Genomic DNA, 17,276 nt, shown 5'->3' on the forward strand with positions numbered 1-17,276 from the left:
AGGTGAGAATAGTATCGTAAAAAGGACACATAATTAGTAAAACAATTATTGTTGTTTAATGTGTCAAGAGATGAAGATTTTACTCATTTTTGGAGGAAGTTGTAATGGAGAAAGATCAAACGTTGAAAAATGCGATGAATGAATGGGCACGTGTAACTGAGGATCCACAAATGTTAATGACTTATGAAGTAAAACAGGAATTCCAAGTAGATGAAACATTGACATTAAAAAAAGCTGAAAAGCAAGGAGAAAAAAGAGCTATTAAGAGAGTAGCATTAAGAATGCTGCAAAAAGGTATGGATAATCAAACAATATTTGAATTAACGGAGCTTACAGAAGAAGAGATTGAACAGATGCGTAAATAACGAATGTAAACCGAAGGTAGGAAGAAATAGATCCAAAACAACATTTTATTTTATCACGATAAAAAAAGAGCTACCCCAAAATAGGAAAGAGGTAGCTTGCTCTATTCAAGCAAAAAGTTGAATACGTTGGTTGAGTTAAAACAACTACATTATTTTAACATGTATAAAATTTTTAGTAAAACGCTATCATTTCCAGTTTTATTACCTAATTTCCTCTGCTAAAATGGAATCATAGGGATGAAGAGAGAAGGGTAGATGAGGCATATGAGTACGAGTCTATTGCTAACTTTAGGGGTTATATTTTTGGCAACAATAGCTATAGCCATTTTAATTAAGATTCCAGAAGAAGATTAAACTAAATAATAAAATGAAAAGCTATCTCAAATTATGAATGAGATAGCTTTTTTACTGCTTAATGTCTCAGTTGAAAAATTAAAATTGGTTTTATATAGAGGAATTAAATGCATAAAAATTAATTAAAAACAAATACTTTCACTGTCATAAATAAAAAGGAGGCTAGATAAAGATGGATGCACAAAGAGCACAAGAAATTGCCGATTCAGTGGACATGGCCAATGTCATACATAACGGGAAAAGCATTTACATTGAGCATGTAGACCAACAAAATGGGGTAGCTACAATTCATAACCTGGATGAACCAACTAATAAGCAAAGTGTTTCTATAACTGAACTAACAGAACAATAATTTACTCTTAGAATAAAAAAGCCGTTTTATGTAGGCTTTTTTATTTTTCTCCCATAGGATAAGAAGAAAAATAACCGCATCAGAAAAGTGTTGTCAGATCAAGGATGTATAAAAATCTAATCGTAATGAACTTCACTTTTAAGTGGAGGACTCAATATAATGAAACACCACTCCTTATAACTTCCACCTTTCAAAGGAATCCCTTCCCAACAACAGAAAATCAAGCAAATAAGAAAACATTGAGGGTTAGGAGTTATTTTTTCGCTTATGTTGACTTCTACGAAATTTTATTGTAGGATAATCTATATCATCAATAAACACATTAAATACTTATCCTACGATGCACGTTATGCCCTATTTGTTTTGAACCGTACTGTTTATTTGGGATTCCTACATTTGTTGACTGATGCCATGCCTGTCTTTGACACAGGATCGCTGGAACGTTAATATGCGGAAACCCACCTGCGAGATCGCGGGTTCACAAAACAGATTGGGAGGACGACATAGGTGGGAATCCCTTAACTATACATACCGTGCTAGACGGGGAGATGGCGGTGCCCTGTAACCTGCAATCCGCCTTAGCAGGGTTTAATTCCTAACAGAGGTATGAGTCAGGTAAGGTCTGACTTGGACAAGTGGTGTTGACAACTAGGTCCTGCACAACAGAAACCTATGAACATGGTCAGGTCCGGAAGGAAGCAGCCATAAGTAGATTCTTCTGTGTGTTGCAGCACAGCCCGGTCGAGCTAACTGTACAAGTAACGCTTATTTGATCATGTCAATGACGGGTGCACGGTGTTTTTTACTTAGCAATTTTTATTTAGTGTTAAGAAAACTATCTTTAATAGGTCTGGTGGCGATAGCAGAGAGGTCACACCCGTTCCCATATCGAACACGGAAGTTAAGTTCTCTAGCGCCAATGGTAGTGGGGACTTTGTCCTTGTGAGAGTAGGACGTTGTCAGGCAAAAAAACAGCCCATCATATCAATGATGGGCTGTTTTTTTGTATATTAATTTCGTTTAAATTGATTTCTACGAAATTAAATGGTATGTTTTATGTAATTTATTAGTATATGTAGGAGGATTTAGAGTGAAAAAAAATAGCCTAGAAGTTATTCCGTTGATTGATGACTTTAGCCGATGGTTAATAGAATCAGGCAAATCTGATAATACGATTAAAACCTATCGAGCAGTGCTAAACCAATTTCATGAATGGCTTCTAAGTGAAGGTAGACATTTAGAGAAAGTAACAAGAAATAATGTCCAAACTTATATGATTAACCTTGAATCTAATAATAAAAGTGCGTCGACTATAGAAAAAGCTTTTGTCACAATTAGCGTTTTTGCACGCTTTCTTGAAAAACCAGAAATTGTTCAAAATATTGAACGTAAACAAAAAGAGAAAAATAACGAGGTTGTACCAGAGTCATTAGAAGCAAGTGAGCGTGAGCGCCTTTTATCTGAAGTAAAGCAACAGGGAAACCTTCGTGATATTGCTATTGTATATACTTTATTACATACAGGGATTCGAGTATCAGAGATTTGTGCTTTGAATCATAAAGACGTAAAGATTAAAAAATCTGACGGTTTTTTAATTATCCGTAATGCTAAAGGGTCTAAAAAGCGACTTGTTCCTCTTTCTACAGAAGCAAGAAATAGTTTAAAGAAATATATTGATTCACTTGATTCTAATCATGAAGCTTTATTTGTCTCTAATTTTGATAGAAGAATGTCTGCACGTACGGTTCAGTACATGTTAAAAAAATATAATGTAAATCCTCATAAATTACGCCATACTTTCTGTCATGAGTTAGTTAAGAAAGGGATAGATATTGCAACAGTTGCCGAATTAGCAGGCCATTCTGATGTGAATGTTACAAAACGATACCTAAAATCTTCTACAAGAGATTTAGAAAATGCGATTACGCAAACCTTTTTATAAAAATAAGCTCTGTAACAAGAATCATGATTCTTGTTACAGAGTTTTTTTATTTAGGTGTATGTTCCTACTTAATAATTGCAAAATTAAGTATTAAAACACAATTTACATAGATGTTGACTTCTACGAAATTATAAGGTACAATAATTTTTGTTGGTAGCGAAACAAATATTAATTATTAACTTACTAGTGCATGTTTCATATGAAGGGGTAGCATACGGATAAATGTGACTGACTATAAATAATTTTCATACTTATTGGTGGCATAGTCAAGGTCTGCAATACCTTTATCACCGGTTCAAATCCGATTGCCGTCTCCACATTCTAAGAGAGAACTTAGAAAGGACCTTTAGCTCAGCTGGTTAGAGCAGACGGCTCATAACCGTCCGGTCGTAGGTTCGAGTCCTACAAGGTCCACCATTGAATCTGAAATATGGAGGAATACCCAAGTCTGGCTGAAGGGATCGGTCTTGAAAACCGACAGGGGTGTCAAAGCCCGCGGGGGTTCGAATCCCTCTTCCTCTTCCATTGTCTCTTTATTATTATCGCGGGGTGGAGCAGTTCGGTAGCTCGTCGGGCTCATAACCCGAAGGTCGCAGGTTCAAATCCTGTCCCCGCAACCATTTTTCACATGCGGATGTGGCGGAATTGGCAGACGCGCTAGACTTAGGATCTAGTGTCTTATGACGTGGGGGTTCAAGTCCCTTCATCCGCACCATTTTAGGAAGCGCCCGTAGCTCAATTGGATAGAGCGTTTGACTACGGATCAAAAGGTTAGGGGTTCGACTCCTCTCGGGCGCGCCATAAACGGGAAGCAGCTCATTTTGGTAGAGCCCAAGTCTGATAAGCGTAAGGTCGGTGTCAAGCCCACTTAGGCCTACTATTATTCCACAGTATCTCAGTGGGAGATCCATACAGAGAAGTACCCAAGTGGCTCAAGGGGCTCCCCTGCTAAGGGAGTAGATCGTTAACACGGTGCGAGGGTTCGAATCCCTTCTTCTCTGCCATTTTATAATTTTATCTGATCCGTTGACCGAGTGGTCGAGAAATTGTCCTTTTAAAAAGGTAACACGGGTTCGAATCCCGGACGGGTCATTACAAAAAAGACAGTTTGCTGATAAAGCAAGCTGTCTTTTTATTGGATAAGAGATATTGCTTTAATCCAATATGTAAAACTAATTTAAATGTTATTAGAATGAAGATAAAAAGCATTTGATAATAGTGCCTATAACTCGGAGTATGTCAACAGAGATATTTAATAAATTTCAACATTGTAGAAACGCTCCAGCTATAACCCAAAAAGAACAACCAAACAAAAAAAGCACTCACCACAAGTGAGTGCTTTTTCATTAAATAAACAATCCAACCATAATACCTGTTAAAATCGAGCCCATTGTAGCGACTAACAGCATCTTCAAGCCGAACTTGGCAACGCGTGAAGCTTGTTCACCGTTGATTGCTTGGATCGTACCAAGAACGATACCGATTGAGCTGAAGTTGGCAAATGAGATTAAGTAAGCTGATACGATACCAACTGTTTTTTCAGAAAGGTGAGGCATCATTTTTTGGAAGTCAAGCATAGCAACGAATTCGTTTGCTACTACTTTTGTTCCCATTACGCCGCCGGCTCTCATTAGTTCGTCTGCCGGAATACCCATGATAAAGGCAATTGGGTAGAAGATATAGCCTAAAATGTCTTGAACCGTTAATCCGATGACGCCGTTTAAGACGTAGTTCACTAATGCTAAAAGACCAACGTACGTTACAAGCATCGCTGCTACGATTAACGCAACGCGTCCACCGTCTAGTGCTCCGTCGCCGATTGCTTCAAACAGCGTGCCTTGCTTAGCAGGTGCTTTGATATCCACTTCGTTTTCATCTTCTACTTTTACTGGTGCAACGATAGAAGAAACGATTAAGCCAGAGAATACGTTTAGCGGAAGGGCAATTAAGACGTATTCCGCCGGAATCATCTGCATGTACGCGCCTAGAATCGAACAAGAAACGGATACTAAAGACGTTGTTGTAACGATAAATAAACGGTTTGGTGTTAAACCCCCGATGTGGTTTTTCACCGCAATTAGCGCCGTTGTATCACCGAAAATCATTGCGTTCACGGCTGTGAAGCTTTCAATTTGGGGAAGTCCCGTAATTTTTGAAACAAGTCCTCCGATATATTTGATCCCAAAGGGTAAAATACGAGAGTAGTTTAAAATACTTAATAATGCTGAAACGAATACAATCATAACTAACGTTTGGATAAAGAAAATGCCTTTTCCTGCAAGATCTCCAAACACGAACGAAATTCCGTCGTTACCAAATGATAAGATCTTTGTAAATACACTTGTGATAAAGTCAAGCACCTTGCGACCAATCGATGTATTCATCATAAAAGCAGAGATAGCAAGCTGGATAACCAGCATAACTGCGATGCCTTTATAGTTGATAAGTTTCCTGTCGTTCGACATGAGGAATGCAACTGCTAAGATAATTACAATCCCGATAATTCCCATTAAAATTGACATTTACTTTTCTCCTTACATGTATTCTATATTTATAAAAGAGGGACGTGCATAGAAATGACTATGTAAATCGGCCTCTATTTTATACAAAAACGGAACTTTTACGCCAATTTTGTTAAAAATGGGCAAAATTTTTTAGGCCATTGTAAAAAATGACGTAATTGTAAAATAATATTTACTATGTGCTATTATGTAAAGAAACATGCAGAGCTGACATAATAACTTATATTTCGACAGCCTCTACTATCTTAAATCATTTCGAACAAAAGAAAAAGAGGAAATGAAGATATTTTTAATATAATTGTGAAATATTTTTTAAACTTTCATGATATTGCCAAGATTTTAGTGGGATACACAAAAGATAAGAACGCCATCTTTAAAATGTGGTAAAATATGACGTAATTAGTAAGGGAAAAAGGGGAAGGGAGAGGTACAAATGAATGAACGTAAAATAATTCATTTAGCAACCGGAATGCCTGAACAAATGGCTTACAGTCCTGATAAAGAAATGCGTACAGGCATATGCAAGAAGCAAGTAGACGAAACATTTTTAGCAAAAGAAGGGTTTCAAGGTGACGGCGTAGCGAACTTAAAGTATCACGGCGGTCCGGATCGTGCGGTGTGCGTATATCCGTATGAGCACTATAAGAAATGGAACGAAGAGTTTGATACGGAGCTCCCCATGTCTGCGTTTGGAGAAAATCTTGTTGTTGCAGGCATGCTTGAAAAAGAAGTATGCATTGGAGACGTTTATCAAGTAGGAGACGCCGTTATTCAAGTGACGCAAGGTCGAAATCCATGCGACACAATTACAAAGAGAACGGGCGTTAAAGGAATTTTAAAACGAATGATTGAGACAAGCTATACCGGCTATCTTTGCCGCGTGCTGAAAGAAGGTACGATTACGCAAGATGCGGAAGTGAAATTGATTGAAGCTCATCCAAACCAAGTATCCGTTTGGTTTACGCTTGATTTATATTTCCATCGCTCAAAAGATGTAGAAGGAATGCAGCGGGCTTTAGAAGTGGCTGAGCTGGCTGAAGACTGGAAGCATAAATTTCAAACGCGCATTCAAAAGGCGCTTTCCGTCGCGCAGCGATAAAAAGTAAATGCCCTCTAATCGTTAGAACGTATCTAACGATTAGAGGGCATTTTTTTCTTAGAAGCGTCCGTATCCTAAGAAATGATCTTGATAATAAGAAACATCTAGGTCAGCTACAGCTACACCGTGTGAACCAGCATGAATCATTTGGCCGTTTCCGATGTAGATTCCCATGTGAGATGGGCCGCTTGTGTATGTGTTTTGGAAGAATACTAGATCGCCTGGTTGTGGAGACGAAATTTTTGTCGCCATGTTCCAGTAGTTGGCTACGCTTGTACGTGAAATGCTGTGACCGCTATGGTTGAACACGTATGCGATAAAGCCTGAGCAGTCAAATCCGCTTGGTGTGTTTCCTGCCCATTGGTAAGGTGATCCTACTAAACTACGTGCAACATTTACTGTGCTTCCAGAAGCCGTGCTTGTTGTTGGAGCAGGTGCTGGTGTGCTAGTTTCTTTTGCTGCGGATGTAGATGCAGATGCTGTAGAAGTAGAAGGAGTTGATGTGCTTACACCTTTTACTTGGCTTGCGCTTGGTTTACCTGATGCAATTGTTACGTAGCTTGAGCTTTTTGAAATCCATTTGTTTGGTGCAATTTCAACTAAGCCGTTTGCTTCTTTTAAAATAGCAAACTCTTGACCTTGTGTTGCAGTTCCAACGACTGGAGATGAAAAGCTAGCTCCTTGACGAATATTTAACGCACTCACGTTTACGATGACTTTTTGATTAGTAGTAGTAGTTGCTTGTTGTTGAGGTACGCTTGGCGTTACCTTTTCTTGTACGGGTGCTGGTGCAGCGCCTCCGTCATTAGCACTTGCTGAAGTTGTGCTAAATGTTAGGGCAGCGGGAACAAGTAATGCTGCTAACCCCATATTCATAACTGTACGATTTGCTTTCTTTAGCATGTTCTTTCTCCCTTTCCATAACTTGTTTTATTCACAAGTGTGAGTCTATCAATCCTGACAGGAAAAGTAAACATCTAATTCCAAATTACGACATTTTGTAACATAGTTTTAATATTAAAGGGCGATATAAGTAGAATTGTCACCTTCTCTGTAATAATTCTGACAATTTATCTAGGTAGAAATGTTTAGGAGATTCATAGATTTATTAGAAAATATGTAAGCTAAATGAAAAATGGGAGCAGAAACCCAGCAGCTGAATGGCTTCAAGGCTTTTGGGATGTATAAAAGCTATAGATAAAAGTGATATCGTCACTAGCGATGCACTTTATTTTTTCTGGATGAGCACATAGAGAAGAAAGATAAGCTGTCATAATAGAAACCCAGTTACTATAACTGCTATACATGAAGTACATTAAAAGCGTGCAATTGAAGTGAGCAAAAAAGAAGCGTAGTATACAAGGAGGAATGAACGCGTGAGTCATTTACATTCATATAGGTAGGAGTGGTTGTTGTATGAAACAGTCATCATCTTTTATTAATGGAATTCTTTTAGCTGCTCTCGTATTGATTTGGGGATTAACGTGGCCGATGTCGAAGCTGGCGCTTGGCTATTCATCGCCTATTTTGTTATCTGGACTGCGGTCATTAAGTGCGGGAATCATCTTATTAGCAGTCGCACTGCCAAGATATAAGCAGCTTCACTGGAAGCAAAACTGGCGTAAATATATGGTGTCAGGTCTATTTAATTCAATCTTATTCTACGGTCTGCAAACGATTGGACTTATGTTTATGCCAGCAGGGGTCTTCAGCGTTATTGTCTACTTGCAGCCGGTGCTCATCGGTATCATTGCATGGCTGTGGATTGGAGAAAGCATGAGCGCTGTGAAGATAGGGGGCTTGCTTCTTGGCTTTGTAGGTGTAGCTACCATCAGCACGGGAGAACTATCTGCTAATGCTTCAGCCGTTGGAATTTTTCTAGCTGTCCTTACGGCACTGAGCTGGGCGATTGGAACCGTTTATATCAAGCGTATTAGCGACAGTGTAGATGGCATTTGGCTTATTACCGTTCAAAGTCTTGTCGGCGGAGTGGTTATGACAGCAGCCGGAAGCGGAGTGGAAGGATGGTCTCATATGGTGTGGAATTCATCATCTATGCTGCTGCTTTTATTTTTAGCACTGTTTTCCGTTGCCGTTGCGTGGCTCATTTATTTTTATTTAATCAGTAGAGGAGAGGCCAGCAAAGTGGCGTCCTTTAATTTTCTTGTTCCGATTATTTCAATTGTCATTGGAACGCTCTTTTTAGACGAACCGTTTACGTCGTCACTTTTTATAGGGCTGGTGCTTATTATTATCAGTATTTATTTAGTGAATAAAAAAGCGAAGAATCAAAAGTTAAAGCCCTCTGATGGAGGAGACCAGGCAGCGTGAAGCTATCCATAAAAAAACCGTATTCGCAACTCGAATACGGTTTTTCGTTTATTCAGCGACTTCAGTTTCATTTGCTTTTAGCTTTTCATAAAATACGCCAAGCGAAGTCGTTATATACGGAACGAGCCATAATAACCCAATGCCAAGCGTGATCATACTTAAAATTCCCCAGCCGATAAAGCTTAAAACCAGTAAAAAGTAGGTCCACTTGTAGCCGTTCATTAACCGTCTGCTTTCAGTAATAGACTGGTTGACTGAATAATCGGGGTTATCGCGGAATACGTAGTAAGCCTGTGAATAGGCAAGGCTTTTGATGATGCCGGGAATAATTAATAAAATGCTCCATAGCACGGTATAAATAATCGTTAGTAAGTAAAGTCCGAGGGTTCTAAAATATAATCCCGCACATGAAAACGAATCAAACACGTTTCCTACACGTACACTTTCTCCTCGCACCAGACGCAGTAGTACCCAGTAGTAAGAGAAAAAGAGCGGTACGAGCAGCAGGGATACAATATTAGCTAAGGTAGACTGAGAGTATTCGGTTTCAGACCCGCTTGGAAATCCGTTGATTAAAAAGTCAATAAGTCCTGGAATACCGGCAGCAATTAGATACGTAACGAACGTAAGCAGTACGGCAAATCCCCAGCGGTTTTTCAGCGCTGCGAGTGCATCTTGCTTCACTTCTTTTATTCTCATAACTTGATGTCCCCCTCTAGGTGAGTTTATACAGAGAATTCAACCTGTACATTAGTCAATATATTAGCGATTTTTGAATATATGAATGCTTGCACTAATAAGTTGTGTAAAGATTTTTTAGAAGCTTGAAATTTGTGGAAAGTTCTTTAAAATGGAAGTATAAGGATATTTTCGATCGGAAGGAGGAATGAAAATGACGCTTGTGTATTTGTTGATTCTGGCAGTTGTTTATATCTTTCTGGATCTTGTCATGCGAAAAAAGCTCCATACAAAGATGAAAAAAAGCTATTGGAGAAGTTTTAAAGGAAGGCGTCCGCTGTTTGTCACAATTGAAATGGTGATGCTTGCTTCGTTTTTAGTGCTCATCTTCGTTATACCTCCAGCCTACACCTCGGTTTTTATGTTTCTTTTCTTTTTTCTCCTCTACGTAATTCGAGGTTTCGAAGAATGGAAGTTTGAAAGAAAGCAAAAAGAGCACTACCACTCGTGGTTTGGCGCAACTTTTTTCTTATTTGGGACGTTTATATTACTGATGACAGATATGTAAAATAAGATTTAGACATAACGAAATAAACCGCTGTTGATTTCCGTGCAAGACTTCGCTTTCCGCGGGCGGGCGGTGAGCCTCCTCGTCGCGTGTGCTCCTGCGGGGTCTCACCTGTCCCGCTTTTCCCGCAGGAGTCTTCGTCTTGCCTTCCAATCAACCACTAGAAACACCTGCATATATGAAACAAGCCTACGTTCACCATACCCATAAAAAAACCCGAACGAATTTGATTCTCCATCAAAAATCAAGTTCGTTCGGATCTTCCTTTAATCAAACTACTTTTATACAAGCTTCTTTTTTTACGTAAAGTATTGAACGACTGTGCCTTTATTTTTCTTTACGTTAACACGAGCATACGCGCCGTTAATAAGCGTGAGCTGAGGAGGGAGGTGGCCGCAGTCGATGTCATAGATAACTGGAATATGTAAATCAGAGGCAAGGTCATGATACACGTCTTCAGCGGTGTAGGAATCAACGGGCTTATTAGCGCTGCTTCTGCCGAATAAAATACCTGAGCAGTTATCAAACCAGCCCGCTAGCTTAAGCTGAAGAAGTGAGCGACGAAGGTCAGCGGTCGTGAGTTCACAGTTGTCAAAGTACCAAATCACCGGCTCAGCAGGAATGTATGTTTCTCTAAACGTTTTTACATCTCCAAAAGGAGTTCCCGCTAAGTGCCTGATCACGTCAATACATCCTCCGAGAAGACGCCCTTTGATGTGCACGTCGCTTAACTCTGTATGCTTCCAAGTGGTTTGTTCGGTTAAATAAAACACGCATGGTGACGGGTTGTCATGCTGCCATTCTTTTTGATAGTGATCAGAAGAAACTTGAGCCACGCTTTCTCCTTTTTGGGTCGTCAGCACCTGCTGCCACATCGCAGTCGTTGGATCCCAGTGCTCTCCTCGCAAGTCCACAAAGTTGGTTCCATGAGCCGTTGCAATCCCGGTGTTAAGTGTAATAGCCAGCAAAAGAACGCTGGTGTCAGAATAGCCAAGCACCCATTTTGCTGTCCATTTTGTAAAGTCTAGATGTTCAAGAATTTCAATCAGCAGCTCGCCTCCCCAAGGAGGAATAATGATATCGATGTTTTCATCAGCAATCATGGCTTGAAGCTCATTTGCACGTTTTTTAGGAGAAGCGGATTTTGCTTTATGCTGCGTCCACACGGTTTCGCCCGGTATAACAGAAAAGCCTTTTTCTTTCATGCGTTCACACGATAAAGAAAACATGGAATGAAGAGGCTTTGGTACACCAGAAGAGGGTGCGGTTATGCCGATGGTTGGGTTGGATGTAAAAAAAGGATAGGTAATCATAGCGGCCTCCTTCAAAGGTTTTAGCTTATTTTACCAGCGAGAGAAATACGGAACAAGCTTATTTTTCATTTGATTTAGGAAGATTGATAGGTTTTGTAAAAAGAATTCGTATTAATAGATGTAAAAGCAAGCGGAAAGGAGCAATGTCATGGAAGATGACTGGATTGTTACGTGTATAACGCGAAAAAAAGAAAAAGGATTAGAGCTGTTGATCGATCAGTACGGAGGGTTAATTACGGCCATTGTACGCAAGCATTTAGGCACGCTGAAAAGCTACGAGGAAGAGTGTGTAAACGACATATTGTTAGCGGTGTGGCATCATATTGATCGCTTTGATCCGGAGAAAAATACGTTTAAAAATTGGGTTGCAGCTGTTGCGAAGTACAAAGCCATTGACTATCGACGCAAATACATAAAAACGCAGTACGAATCGCTTAGCGAAGCGGGAGTGGGTGAAACGTCAGAAGCTCATAACATTCAAACAGACGACGTGGAAGAACTTTTAGATCACTTAAGCGAAGGAGACCGCGAGCTGTTTAAAGCGTATTACTTACAGGAAGTTGAGCTGAAGCAAATTGCTGAAACACAGCAGACTACCATCAGCAATTTATACAACCGGCTGTCGCGCGGACGAAAAAAATTAAAAGCGATTTTCAAATAAGAAATAAGGAGGGACAAAGATGGAAAATCAATATGACTTATTAAATGGATCTTCTGTAGATTTTGATGAATATGAAGAAATTGAGCTAACGGCAAGCGAGAAAAAGCGTATGAAAAAACGTTTAAAGCGTGACATAAAGCCGACTCGAAAAAAAGCGCGTCCGCTGATCGCCGCTGCGGTGCTGCTGCTTGCTGTGACGCCTGTGATGATGCAAAACGAAACGGTATGGGCATCGGCTGTGCGAATCAGTCAGCAAATTGGCCAGCAAATCGAGCTGCTTATGAACAAGCCTGAAGGCAGCTTGAGCAGCTACAAAAAAACGGTAAATGAAACAGCAACGGACCAAGGCATTCAAGTAAAAGTAAATGAAATGATGCTTGATGACGGACAGGTGCTGCTTGGGCTGACGATTAGCGCAGATGAATTTAGAAGAACTGCACTAGGTCTTAATCGAAACGCGCCAATTCGACCAGGAGAGCTGCGCGTGAAAATTGGCAACATGTCGTTTTTTGATTCCGCTTCAAGTATTAGAGAGGAACCAATCAAAAATAAAGACGGAAGCTGGAACTATCTGTACGCTTTAAAACTAACGCAAGCGGACACGAACGGAGACGGGAAAATCGATGTGGAAGGCTACAATGTGCTAGATCATATTGATCCGAATAAAAACTATCAAATCAGCGCTCAGTTCACAAGCCTTGAATTTGAAAAGAATCCTGCTCAGACGAAAAGCGGGAACTACCGGGATTCCTACGGAGAAATTAAAGGAAATTGGACCGTGCATACAAGCGTAAACGGCTCGAAAATTATTGCTGACACAAAAGTGTATCCGTTAAACAAAGAAATTCCGATTAACGAAAATGGAATAGAAGGCGTATTGTCCATCAAAGAAGTTCGCGTATCGCCTGTTTCGATTAAGCTGCACTATACGTTTACATCGTCAACAGGAAGCATCAATCATGGAACGAACGTGGGCGTAAAAATAAAAGACCAAAATGGAAGAGATCTTTCTGAAAGCGGCAGTGGAGGCGGAACAGACAGAGTGATAGAAATGGACGAAGAGTACCGAAATGACAAAGGAGTGGTTATGCTGCGATTTGTTCCGTATGTAAGTGATTACGAAAACGACAATTCAAAAGATTTAACCTCGGACGCCTTTAATTTAAAGGTAAACAACAACTAACCAAAATAAAAACCAGATGCCTGCTTAGCGTGCATCTGGTTTTTATTAGATATCCATTTTATTTAACAAGCGAAGAAACGTCCGTAATTCTTCATCCGTAAAATGGCTAAGCTTTTCACCATATTCTTTGGTGAGTACTTTTTCCATTTCTTCTGCAAACGCTTTTCCTTTATCCGTAATGGATAAGTAGACAACGCGGCGGTCTTTTTGACTGCGTACGCGCGTGACAAATTCTCTTTCCATGAGACGGTCGCTGACGCACGTCATGCTGCTGTTTGAGATGTGCATATGCTCTGCAATTTCAGAAACGATATGATTGCCTTCTTTATACAGCAGGCGAAGCGCTAAAAATTCATTTAAAGGAATATATGATTTTAAAGTGGGGATAACCGATAGCTGCATTTTTTTCGTTTGGTTTCGCATCGTGGAAACCACATTTTGGATAAGTTGATCTCGTGTATTCATAGAGGTTGCATGCTCCTTTTTCCGTTCAAACAATTCTTTTTCTTCTATTGTACCATATTGATTGTACATAAAGAGAAGCGGCAGGTTTTTTAGTGGGAAAAAGAGAAGTAGTACATATCTGTTGCGATAGAAAGGGGCTTGAGTGATGGAAAAGGTAATTGAGTTTAAAACGACGCTGCTTCCTTTTGATGGAGCAAAAAAGCTTGTGAATGCAAATAATTCGGAAAGTGACTTATTATACAAAGAATATTATGATCTCGGAGACGGCAAGCAGATGTGTACGCTTGTGTTTGAACGCTATTTTTTCCGCACCGGCGGCAGGGGATCACTAACGATTATTTTAGAAAATGTGTCCGGTCCAAATAAAGTAAAGTGTATTCCTTCAGGAAGCGCAGAAGGGATATTAAATATTGATTGGGGAGCAAGCAAAGATTTTGTACGATGGGTAGAAAACGCCCTCTCATCATACACGTTAGAAGAACCGCAGAGATAAAGGCAAAGCTAGGGAAGGCAATGAGCTTCTTCAGCTTTTTTTGTGAAGCGAAGGGTGAGTAGAGAAATGAAAAGATGCAAAAGCTACTGTAGAAATAAGAACTTTATGTGGACAATAAGCATTTTTTCTCTTTTTACCGGATAAATGAGTATAATATGAAATTGCAGGAAGACTTCACATTTACATAACAAAGGAGAACAACATAATGAAAAAACTCAGCATCGTATTATTTGTTTTAATGATAGCTATAGTAGGCTGTTCAAAAGGAAATGATTCAAGTTCAAAAGAAGTAAAAGGAACGATTGAAGTACCGGAATCAATTCAAGCAAATGAACAAGTCAAGCTTAAAGTCCTTGTGACGCAAGGAGATAAAAAAGTGGAAAACGCCGATGACGTACAGTTCCAAGTTGAAAAAGAAGGCTACATCAATCAAGAAATGACAAAAGCACCGCACGAAGGAAAAGGTGTATACAGCACGGACTATACGTTTAAAGAAGACGGCGAATATATGATTACCGCTCACGTGACGGTAGACGGTGACATGAAAATGTTTACGAAAAAAGTAGAGGTAGGTAAGTCTAAAGAGTAAAGCTTATAGTTGCAGAAGGGGCTTATATAGCCATGTAAAAGAGAATGCCTCGTGCATTCTCTTTTTTAGTAAGATGGCTTTAATCTAAGTAGTTCGATAGCTCAATCAAATTGTAATCAGGATCTCTAATATAAACAGAAACAATAGGGCCTATAGTACCTGTTCGTTTTACCGGTCCTTCTTCGATTTCTACATCATGTTTTTGTAAATGACTAATTACGCTTTCGATTTTTTCTTCTGTAATAAAACATAAATCAGCGGAACCCGGAAGAGGGTGCTTTGCTTTTGGCTCGAATTCATGGCCTGCTTGATGCAAGTTTATTTTTTGTTCACCAAAACGAAGCGCTATTCTTCCTTCTCCGAACGTTTCTTTTTGCATGCCTAAAATAACCGTATAAAAGTGAGTCGTTTTTTCAATGTCTTTTACCGTTAGTACAAAATGGTCTAATTTTTTAATCATGTCGCTTCCTCCTAACAATGTGAGCTTTCTTCGAAGATAGAGTAAGTATTTGATGAGATCTGAGAGGTTTTTCTATAAGCAAGTATATCATTTGTAAAGTGGAGAATAGACAAGGACAGCTGTATGTCTATTTTCAGTTCAAAAGAGTGTTTTATAAAGGGCCTGTTTTTTTAAATATTGTGGTTTTACACAATGCATTAAAGGGTTATGGGGTTTTATGTTAATATTGGATAAGGAGTGGCATTTATTTTAGTAACTTGGTCTGGAAAGTTTGTTAATTAGATGTGTTAAAAATTTAAATACATATATGAATGGAGAGGCTCGTATGTCTATGGGGATACTTTCTTTAATCACTTTTGTTGTCTGGTTTGCAGCAATTCAAGAGTTTTTAAAACCTGAAAAGAATCAGAGTAACCGAAAAATAATGATGTTAACATCCGCAGGCTCCTTGCTGACGTTAGTTCTGACCATTTCTCTTTTTCAAACACTATAAAAATACCTCAAAAAGCAGTTCTCCTCGGCTATCAGCAGCGTAATGTAGGCAGCCCTGAGTTCTTCCATGGCTGTATAATTTGATTTTCTGCAATATCCGAAAAAATGATGGTAAAAGGGAAGGGGATTAGGAATAAACTTTCTTTTTTGCTCCGCTTATTTTGCAGAAAAAAAGAAAAAGAAGCTTATGAACTGATGATTCGTAAGCTTCTTTTTTGTTTTATACGATTATCTTATTTATAAACGCTGGACGGAATTTTAAACGTATGAATGCCGTTAGAATACGGGCCGTACTCATACTCACCAAATATAATGGCAATGCCGCTACTTGTGTAGTAAAACTGATCTTCTTTTAAGTTTACAGACTTAAATTCATTAACCCAGAACTGAGCACCTTTTTTATTACGAGCAATCATTTCATTACGAATATAGTTATTAACTTTATTCAACTTAGTGTTGTTGTTAATAATATCTTTTAAGCTAATTTGTCGAGCTTTCAACAAATCGTAATTATAAGTATCAATCCAAGCGTTGCCGTGAGCGCCGCCAGCGTACGCATCATTCGTAATAGCAACACTTAAAATATTATCTTGGTTGTAAGGTACAGAGTATGTCATATTACGAGAATAAGGACCTGGTGCCCAGCCGTTTTTGCGGTCTTCCTTTTCTTGTTCTTTTAGCTCGTTGTGTTCTTTTTGTGCTTCTTTCGCAATGTTTAAAAACTTTCGATTATAGCTAGCCTCAAATGGTTTATTGATAAGGCCGGATACCTGCGGATAGCTAATGTTGCTTGCTAAAGATTTCTTCGTAACCGTTACTCCTAGTGCTTGAATTTTGTCACTAGGTGCTTTTTCATACTTAATACTTGATGACTTCTGAGCATAGGTACCCTTTGATACCCCATACAGACCACCAAATTTGCTGGACTCAGAATACACGCGGAATACTTGCCCTTTTGTCACTTTTCTAGCCGCTACTAACTTGTTGTTTTTAATGTTGTAAAGATTCGTGTTCTTTAAAACGGTAACGCGTCCTATTTGCCCTTTAACCAGTTCCTGATTCCCCCACACGACTTTTGCTTCTGCAACTGTTTGCGGAGCAAGCGGTGAGAATAACAAAGCCAAACCTAAAACAACTGCGCTAACTCTTTTGAACCTTTTCATAAAAGCCCCCTAAAGTGATTTTTTGAGGTTTTAAAGCTAATCAATACTTTATTTTCAAAAAAACCCATTCACTAGTATAGCATATTTTTACAGTTTTTTACTTTTGTTAATTTGTGTTTACTAAATTATTTTTCGACTTGATTCCTCTTATTAAATGATTAAATAAAATAGCGGGCGCACTTTATGCCTTAAGTAGAAATAAGAAAAAACACAGTATTTTACCCTAGACTAAAAAAGTTTCCTGTG

General features: G+C 39.1%; 19 protein-coding genes, 6 tRNA genes, 1 rRNA gene and 2 other RNA genes. 20 read left to right on the top strand and 8 right to left on the bottom strand.

The annotated features are described in order from the left end of the window. The first annotated feature begins 104 nt into the window (after nt 1-104). The 12 genes from ACFX40_RS26805 (at nt 105) to ACFX40_RS26860 (ending at nt 4,017) form a co-directional block, all read left to right on the top strand. The gene (locus ACFX40_RS26805) at nt 105-365 is read left to right on the top strand and encodes a hypothetical protein (RefSeq protein WP_252123625.1); all 261 of its coding nucleotides are present in this window, start codon (nt 105-107) and stop codon (nt 363-365) included. 526 nt (nt 366-891) lie between these two features. Beyond that, nucleotides 892-1,071: a small acid-soluble spore protein H gene (locus tag ACFX40_RS26810; RefSeq protein ID WP_230933247.1), complete on the top strand. Its 180-nt coding sequence runs from the start codon at nt 892-894 to the stop codon at nt 1,069-1,071. 329 nt (nt 1,072-1,400) lie between these two features. Next, a non-coding RNA gene (ssrS, locus tag ACFX40_RS26815) (6S RNA) lies at nt 1,401-1,589 on the top strand. Nucleotides 1,590-1,602: 13 nt separating this feature from the next. Further along, nucleotides 1,603-1,867: signal recognition particle sRNA large type (ffs, locus tag ACFX40_RS26820), an RNA gene on the top strand. 53 nt (nt 1,868-1,920) lie between these two features. Further along, nucleotides 1,921-2,036: ribosomal RNA gene (gene rrf, locus ACFX40_RS26825) — 5S ribosomal RNA — on the top strand. A gap of 125 nt (nt 2,037-2,161) precedes the next feature. Then, nucleotides 2,162-3,013 carry a tyrosine-type recombinase/integrase gene (locus ACFX40_RS26830; protein WP_377257256.1) on the top strand — a complete coding sequence of 284 codons (852 nt, stop codon included), beginning with the start codon at nt 2,162-2,164 and terminating at the stop codon, nt 3,011-3,013. Between the two features lie 340 nt (nt 3,014-3,353). Continuing rightward, a tRNA-Ile gene (locus ACFX40_RS26835) sits at nt 3,354-3,430 on the top strand. Between the two features lie 15 nt (nt 3,431-3,445). Then, nucleotides 3,446-3,538 (top strand) — tRNA-Ser (locus ACFX40_RS26840). A gap of 18 nt (nt 3,539-3,556) precedes the next feature. Beyond that, a tRNA-Met gene (locus tag ACFX40_RS26845) sits at nt 3,557-3,633 on the top strand. A 10-nt stretch (nt 3,634-3,643) separates the two neighbouring features. After that, nucleotides 3,644-3,728, top strand: a tRNA-Leu gene (locus ACFX40_RS26850). A 9-nt stretch (nt 3,729-3,737) separates the two neighbouring features. Continuing rightward, nucleotides 3,738-3,814: transfer RNA gene (locus ACFX40_RS26855), tRNA-Arg, on the top strand. Between the two features lie 112 nt (nt 3,815-3,926). After that, nucleotides 3,927-4,017, top strand: a tRNA-Ser gene (locus tag ACFX40_RS26860). Nucleotides 4,018-4,359: 342 nt separating this feature from the next. Here ACFX40_RS26860 and ACFX40_RS26865 read toward each other — a convergent pair. Beyond that, nucleotides 4,360-5,535, bottom strand: coding sequence for a NupC/NupG family nucleoside CNT transporter (locus ACFX40_RS26865; protein ID WP_025750788.1), 1,176 nt, complete (start codon nt 5,533-5,535; stop codon nt 4,360-4,362). A 433-nt stretch (nt 5,536-5,968) separates the two neighbouring features. Here ACFX40_RS26865 and ACFX40_RS26870 point away from each other — a divergent pair, with 433 nt between their 5' ends. Further along, complete coding sequence (locus ACFX40_RS26870; RefSeq protein ID WP_377257259.1) at nt 5,969-6,634, top strand: MOSC domain-containing protein; 666 nt, start codon at nt 5,969-5,971, stop codon at nt 6,632-6,634. 57 nt (nt 6,635-6,691) lie between these two features. Here the strand turns inward: ACFX40_RS26870 and ACFX40_RS26875 are convergent, their stop codons facing one another. Beyond that, entirely contained in the window at nt 6,692-7,537 is an 846-nt protein-coding gene (locus ACFX40_RS26875) for a C40 family peptidase (protein WP_014458946.1), read from the bottom strand. A gap of 513 nt (nt 7,538-8,050) precedes the next feature. Here ACFX40_RS26875 and ACFX40_RS26880 point away from each other — a divergent pair. Further along, the gene (locus ACFX40_RS26880; protein WP_377257262.1) at nt 8,051-8,965 is read left to right on the top strand and encodes a DMT family transporter; all 915 of its coding nucleotides are present in this window, start codon (nt 8,051-8,053) and stop codon (nt 8,963-8,965) included. 48 nt (nt 8,966-9,013) lie between these two features. Here ACFX40_RS26880 and ACFX40_RS26885 read toward each other — a convergent pair whose 3' ends face one another. Further along, entirely contained in the window at nt 9,014-9,664 is a 651-nt protein-coding gene (locus tag ACFX40_RS26885; protein ID WP_377257265.1) for a DUF975 family protein, read from the bottom strand. 193 nt (nt 9,665-9,857) lie between these two features. On the opposite strand from ACFX40_RS26885, the gene ACFX40_RS26890 reads away from it, so the two are divergent. After that, nucleotides 9,858-10,211, top strand: coding sequence for a DUF4181 domain-containing protein (locus tag ACFX40_RS26890; RefSeq protein WP_025750793.1), 354 nt, complete (start codon nt 9,858-9,860; stop codon nt 10,209-10,211). Here the strand turns inward: ACFX40_RS26890 and ACFX40_RS26895 are convergent. After that, nucleotides 10,186-10,368 (bottom strand): hypothetical protein, encoded by a 183-nt coding sequence (locus ACFX40_RS26895; protein WP_098432479.1) that lies wholly within the window; start codon nt 10,366-10,368, stop codon nt 10,186-10,188. The genes ACFX40_RS26890 and ACFX40_RS26895 overlap by 26 nt on opposite strands. Before the next feature lie 142 nt (nt 10,369-10,510). Continuing rightward, the gene (locus ACFX40_RS26900) at nt 10,511-11,524 is read right to left on the bottom strand and encodes a S66 family peptidase (RefSeq protein ID WP_377257269.1); all 1,014 of its coding nucleotides are present in this window, start codon (nt 11,522-11,524) and stop codon (nt 10,511-10,513) included. A gap of 148 nt (nt 11,525-11,672) precedes the next feature. Here ACFX40_RS26900 and ACFX40_RS26905 point away from each other — a divergent pair, with 148 nt between their 5' ends. After that, nucleotides 11,673-12,185: a sigma-70 family RNA polymerase sigma factor gene (locus ACFX40_RS26905; RefSeq protein ID WP_377257272.1), complete on the top strand. Its 513-nt coding sequence runs from the start codon at nt 11,673-11,675 to the stop codon at nt 12,183-12,185. A 19-nt stretch (nt 12,186-12,204) separates the two neighbouring features. Continuing rightward, complete coding sequence (locus ACFX40_RS26910) at nt 12,205-13,368, top strand: DUF4179 domain-containing protein (RefSeq protein ID WP_377257275.1); 1,164 nt, start codon at nt 12,205-12,207, stop codon at nt 13,366-13,368. Between the two features lie 45 nt (nt 13,369-13,413). Here the strand turns inward: ACFX40_RS26910 and ACFX40_RS26915 are convergent, their stop codons facing one another. Next, entirely contained in the window at nt 13,414-13,833 is a 420-nt protein-coding gene (locus ACFX40_RS26915) for a MarR family winged helix-turn-helix transcriptional regulator (protein WP_377257278.1), read from the bottom strand. A 145-nt stretch (nt 13,834-13,978) separates the two neighbouring features. Between ACFX40_RS26915 and ACFX40_RS26920 the strand changes: the two genes are divergently transcribed. Both ACFX40_RS26920 and ACFX40_RS26925 read left to right on the top strand, forming a co-directional pair. Continuing rightward, nucleotides 13,979-14,326 carry a DUF6054 family protein gene (locus ACFX40_RS26920; protein ID WP_028409537.1) on the top strand — a complete coding sequence of 116 codons (348 nt, stop codon included), beginning with the start codon at nt 13,979-13,981 and terminating at the stop codon, nt 14,324-14,326. A 205-nt stretch (nt 14,327-14,531) separates the two neighbouring features. Beyond that, the gene (locus tag ACFX40_RS26925; RefSeq protein ID WP_013058250.1) at nt 14,532-14,915 is read left to right on the top strand and encodes a FixH family protein; all 384 of its coding nucleotides are present in this window, start codon (nt 14,532-14,534) and stop codon (nt 14,913-14,915) included. Nucleotides 14,916-14,994: 79 nt separating this feature from the next. Here ACFX40_RS26925 and ACFX40_RS26930 read toward each other — a convergent pair whose 3' ends face one another. Continuing rightward, nucleotides 14,995-15,375, bottom strand: a complete 381-nt coding sequence (locus ACFX40_RS26930) for a VOC family protein (protein ID WP_377257281.1) — start codon at nt 15,373-15,375, stop codon at nt 14,995-14,997. A gap of 325 nt (nt 15,376-15,700) precedes the next feature. Between ACFX40_RS26930 and ACFX40_RS26935 the strand changes: the two genes are divergently transcribed. Beyond that, complete coding sequence (locus ACFX40_RS26935; RefSeq protein WP_098247867.1) at nt 15,701-15,868, top strand: hypothetical protein; 168 nt, start codon at nt 15,701-15,703, stop codon at nt 15,866-15,868. A gap of 232 nt (nt 15,869-16,100) precedes the next feature. On the opposite strand, the gene ACFX40_RS26940 is transcribed toward ACFX40_RS26935, so the two are convergent. Then, complete coding sequence (locus tag ACFX40_RS26940) at nt 16,101-17,030, bottom strand: DUF3298 and DUF4163 domain-containing protein (protein ID WP_013084242.1); 930 nt, start codon at nt 17,028-17,030, stop codon at nt 16,101-16,103. Nucleotides 17,031-17,276: the final 246 nt, after the last annotated feature.

Source organism: Priestia sp. YIM B13552 (assembly GCF_042787775.1).
Taxonomy (GTDB): Bacteria; Bacillota; Bacilli; order Bacillales; family Bacillaceae_H; genus Priestia; species Priestia megaterium_E.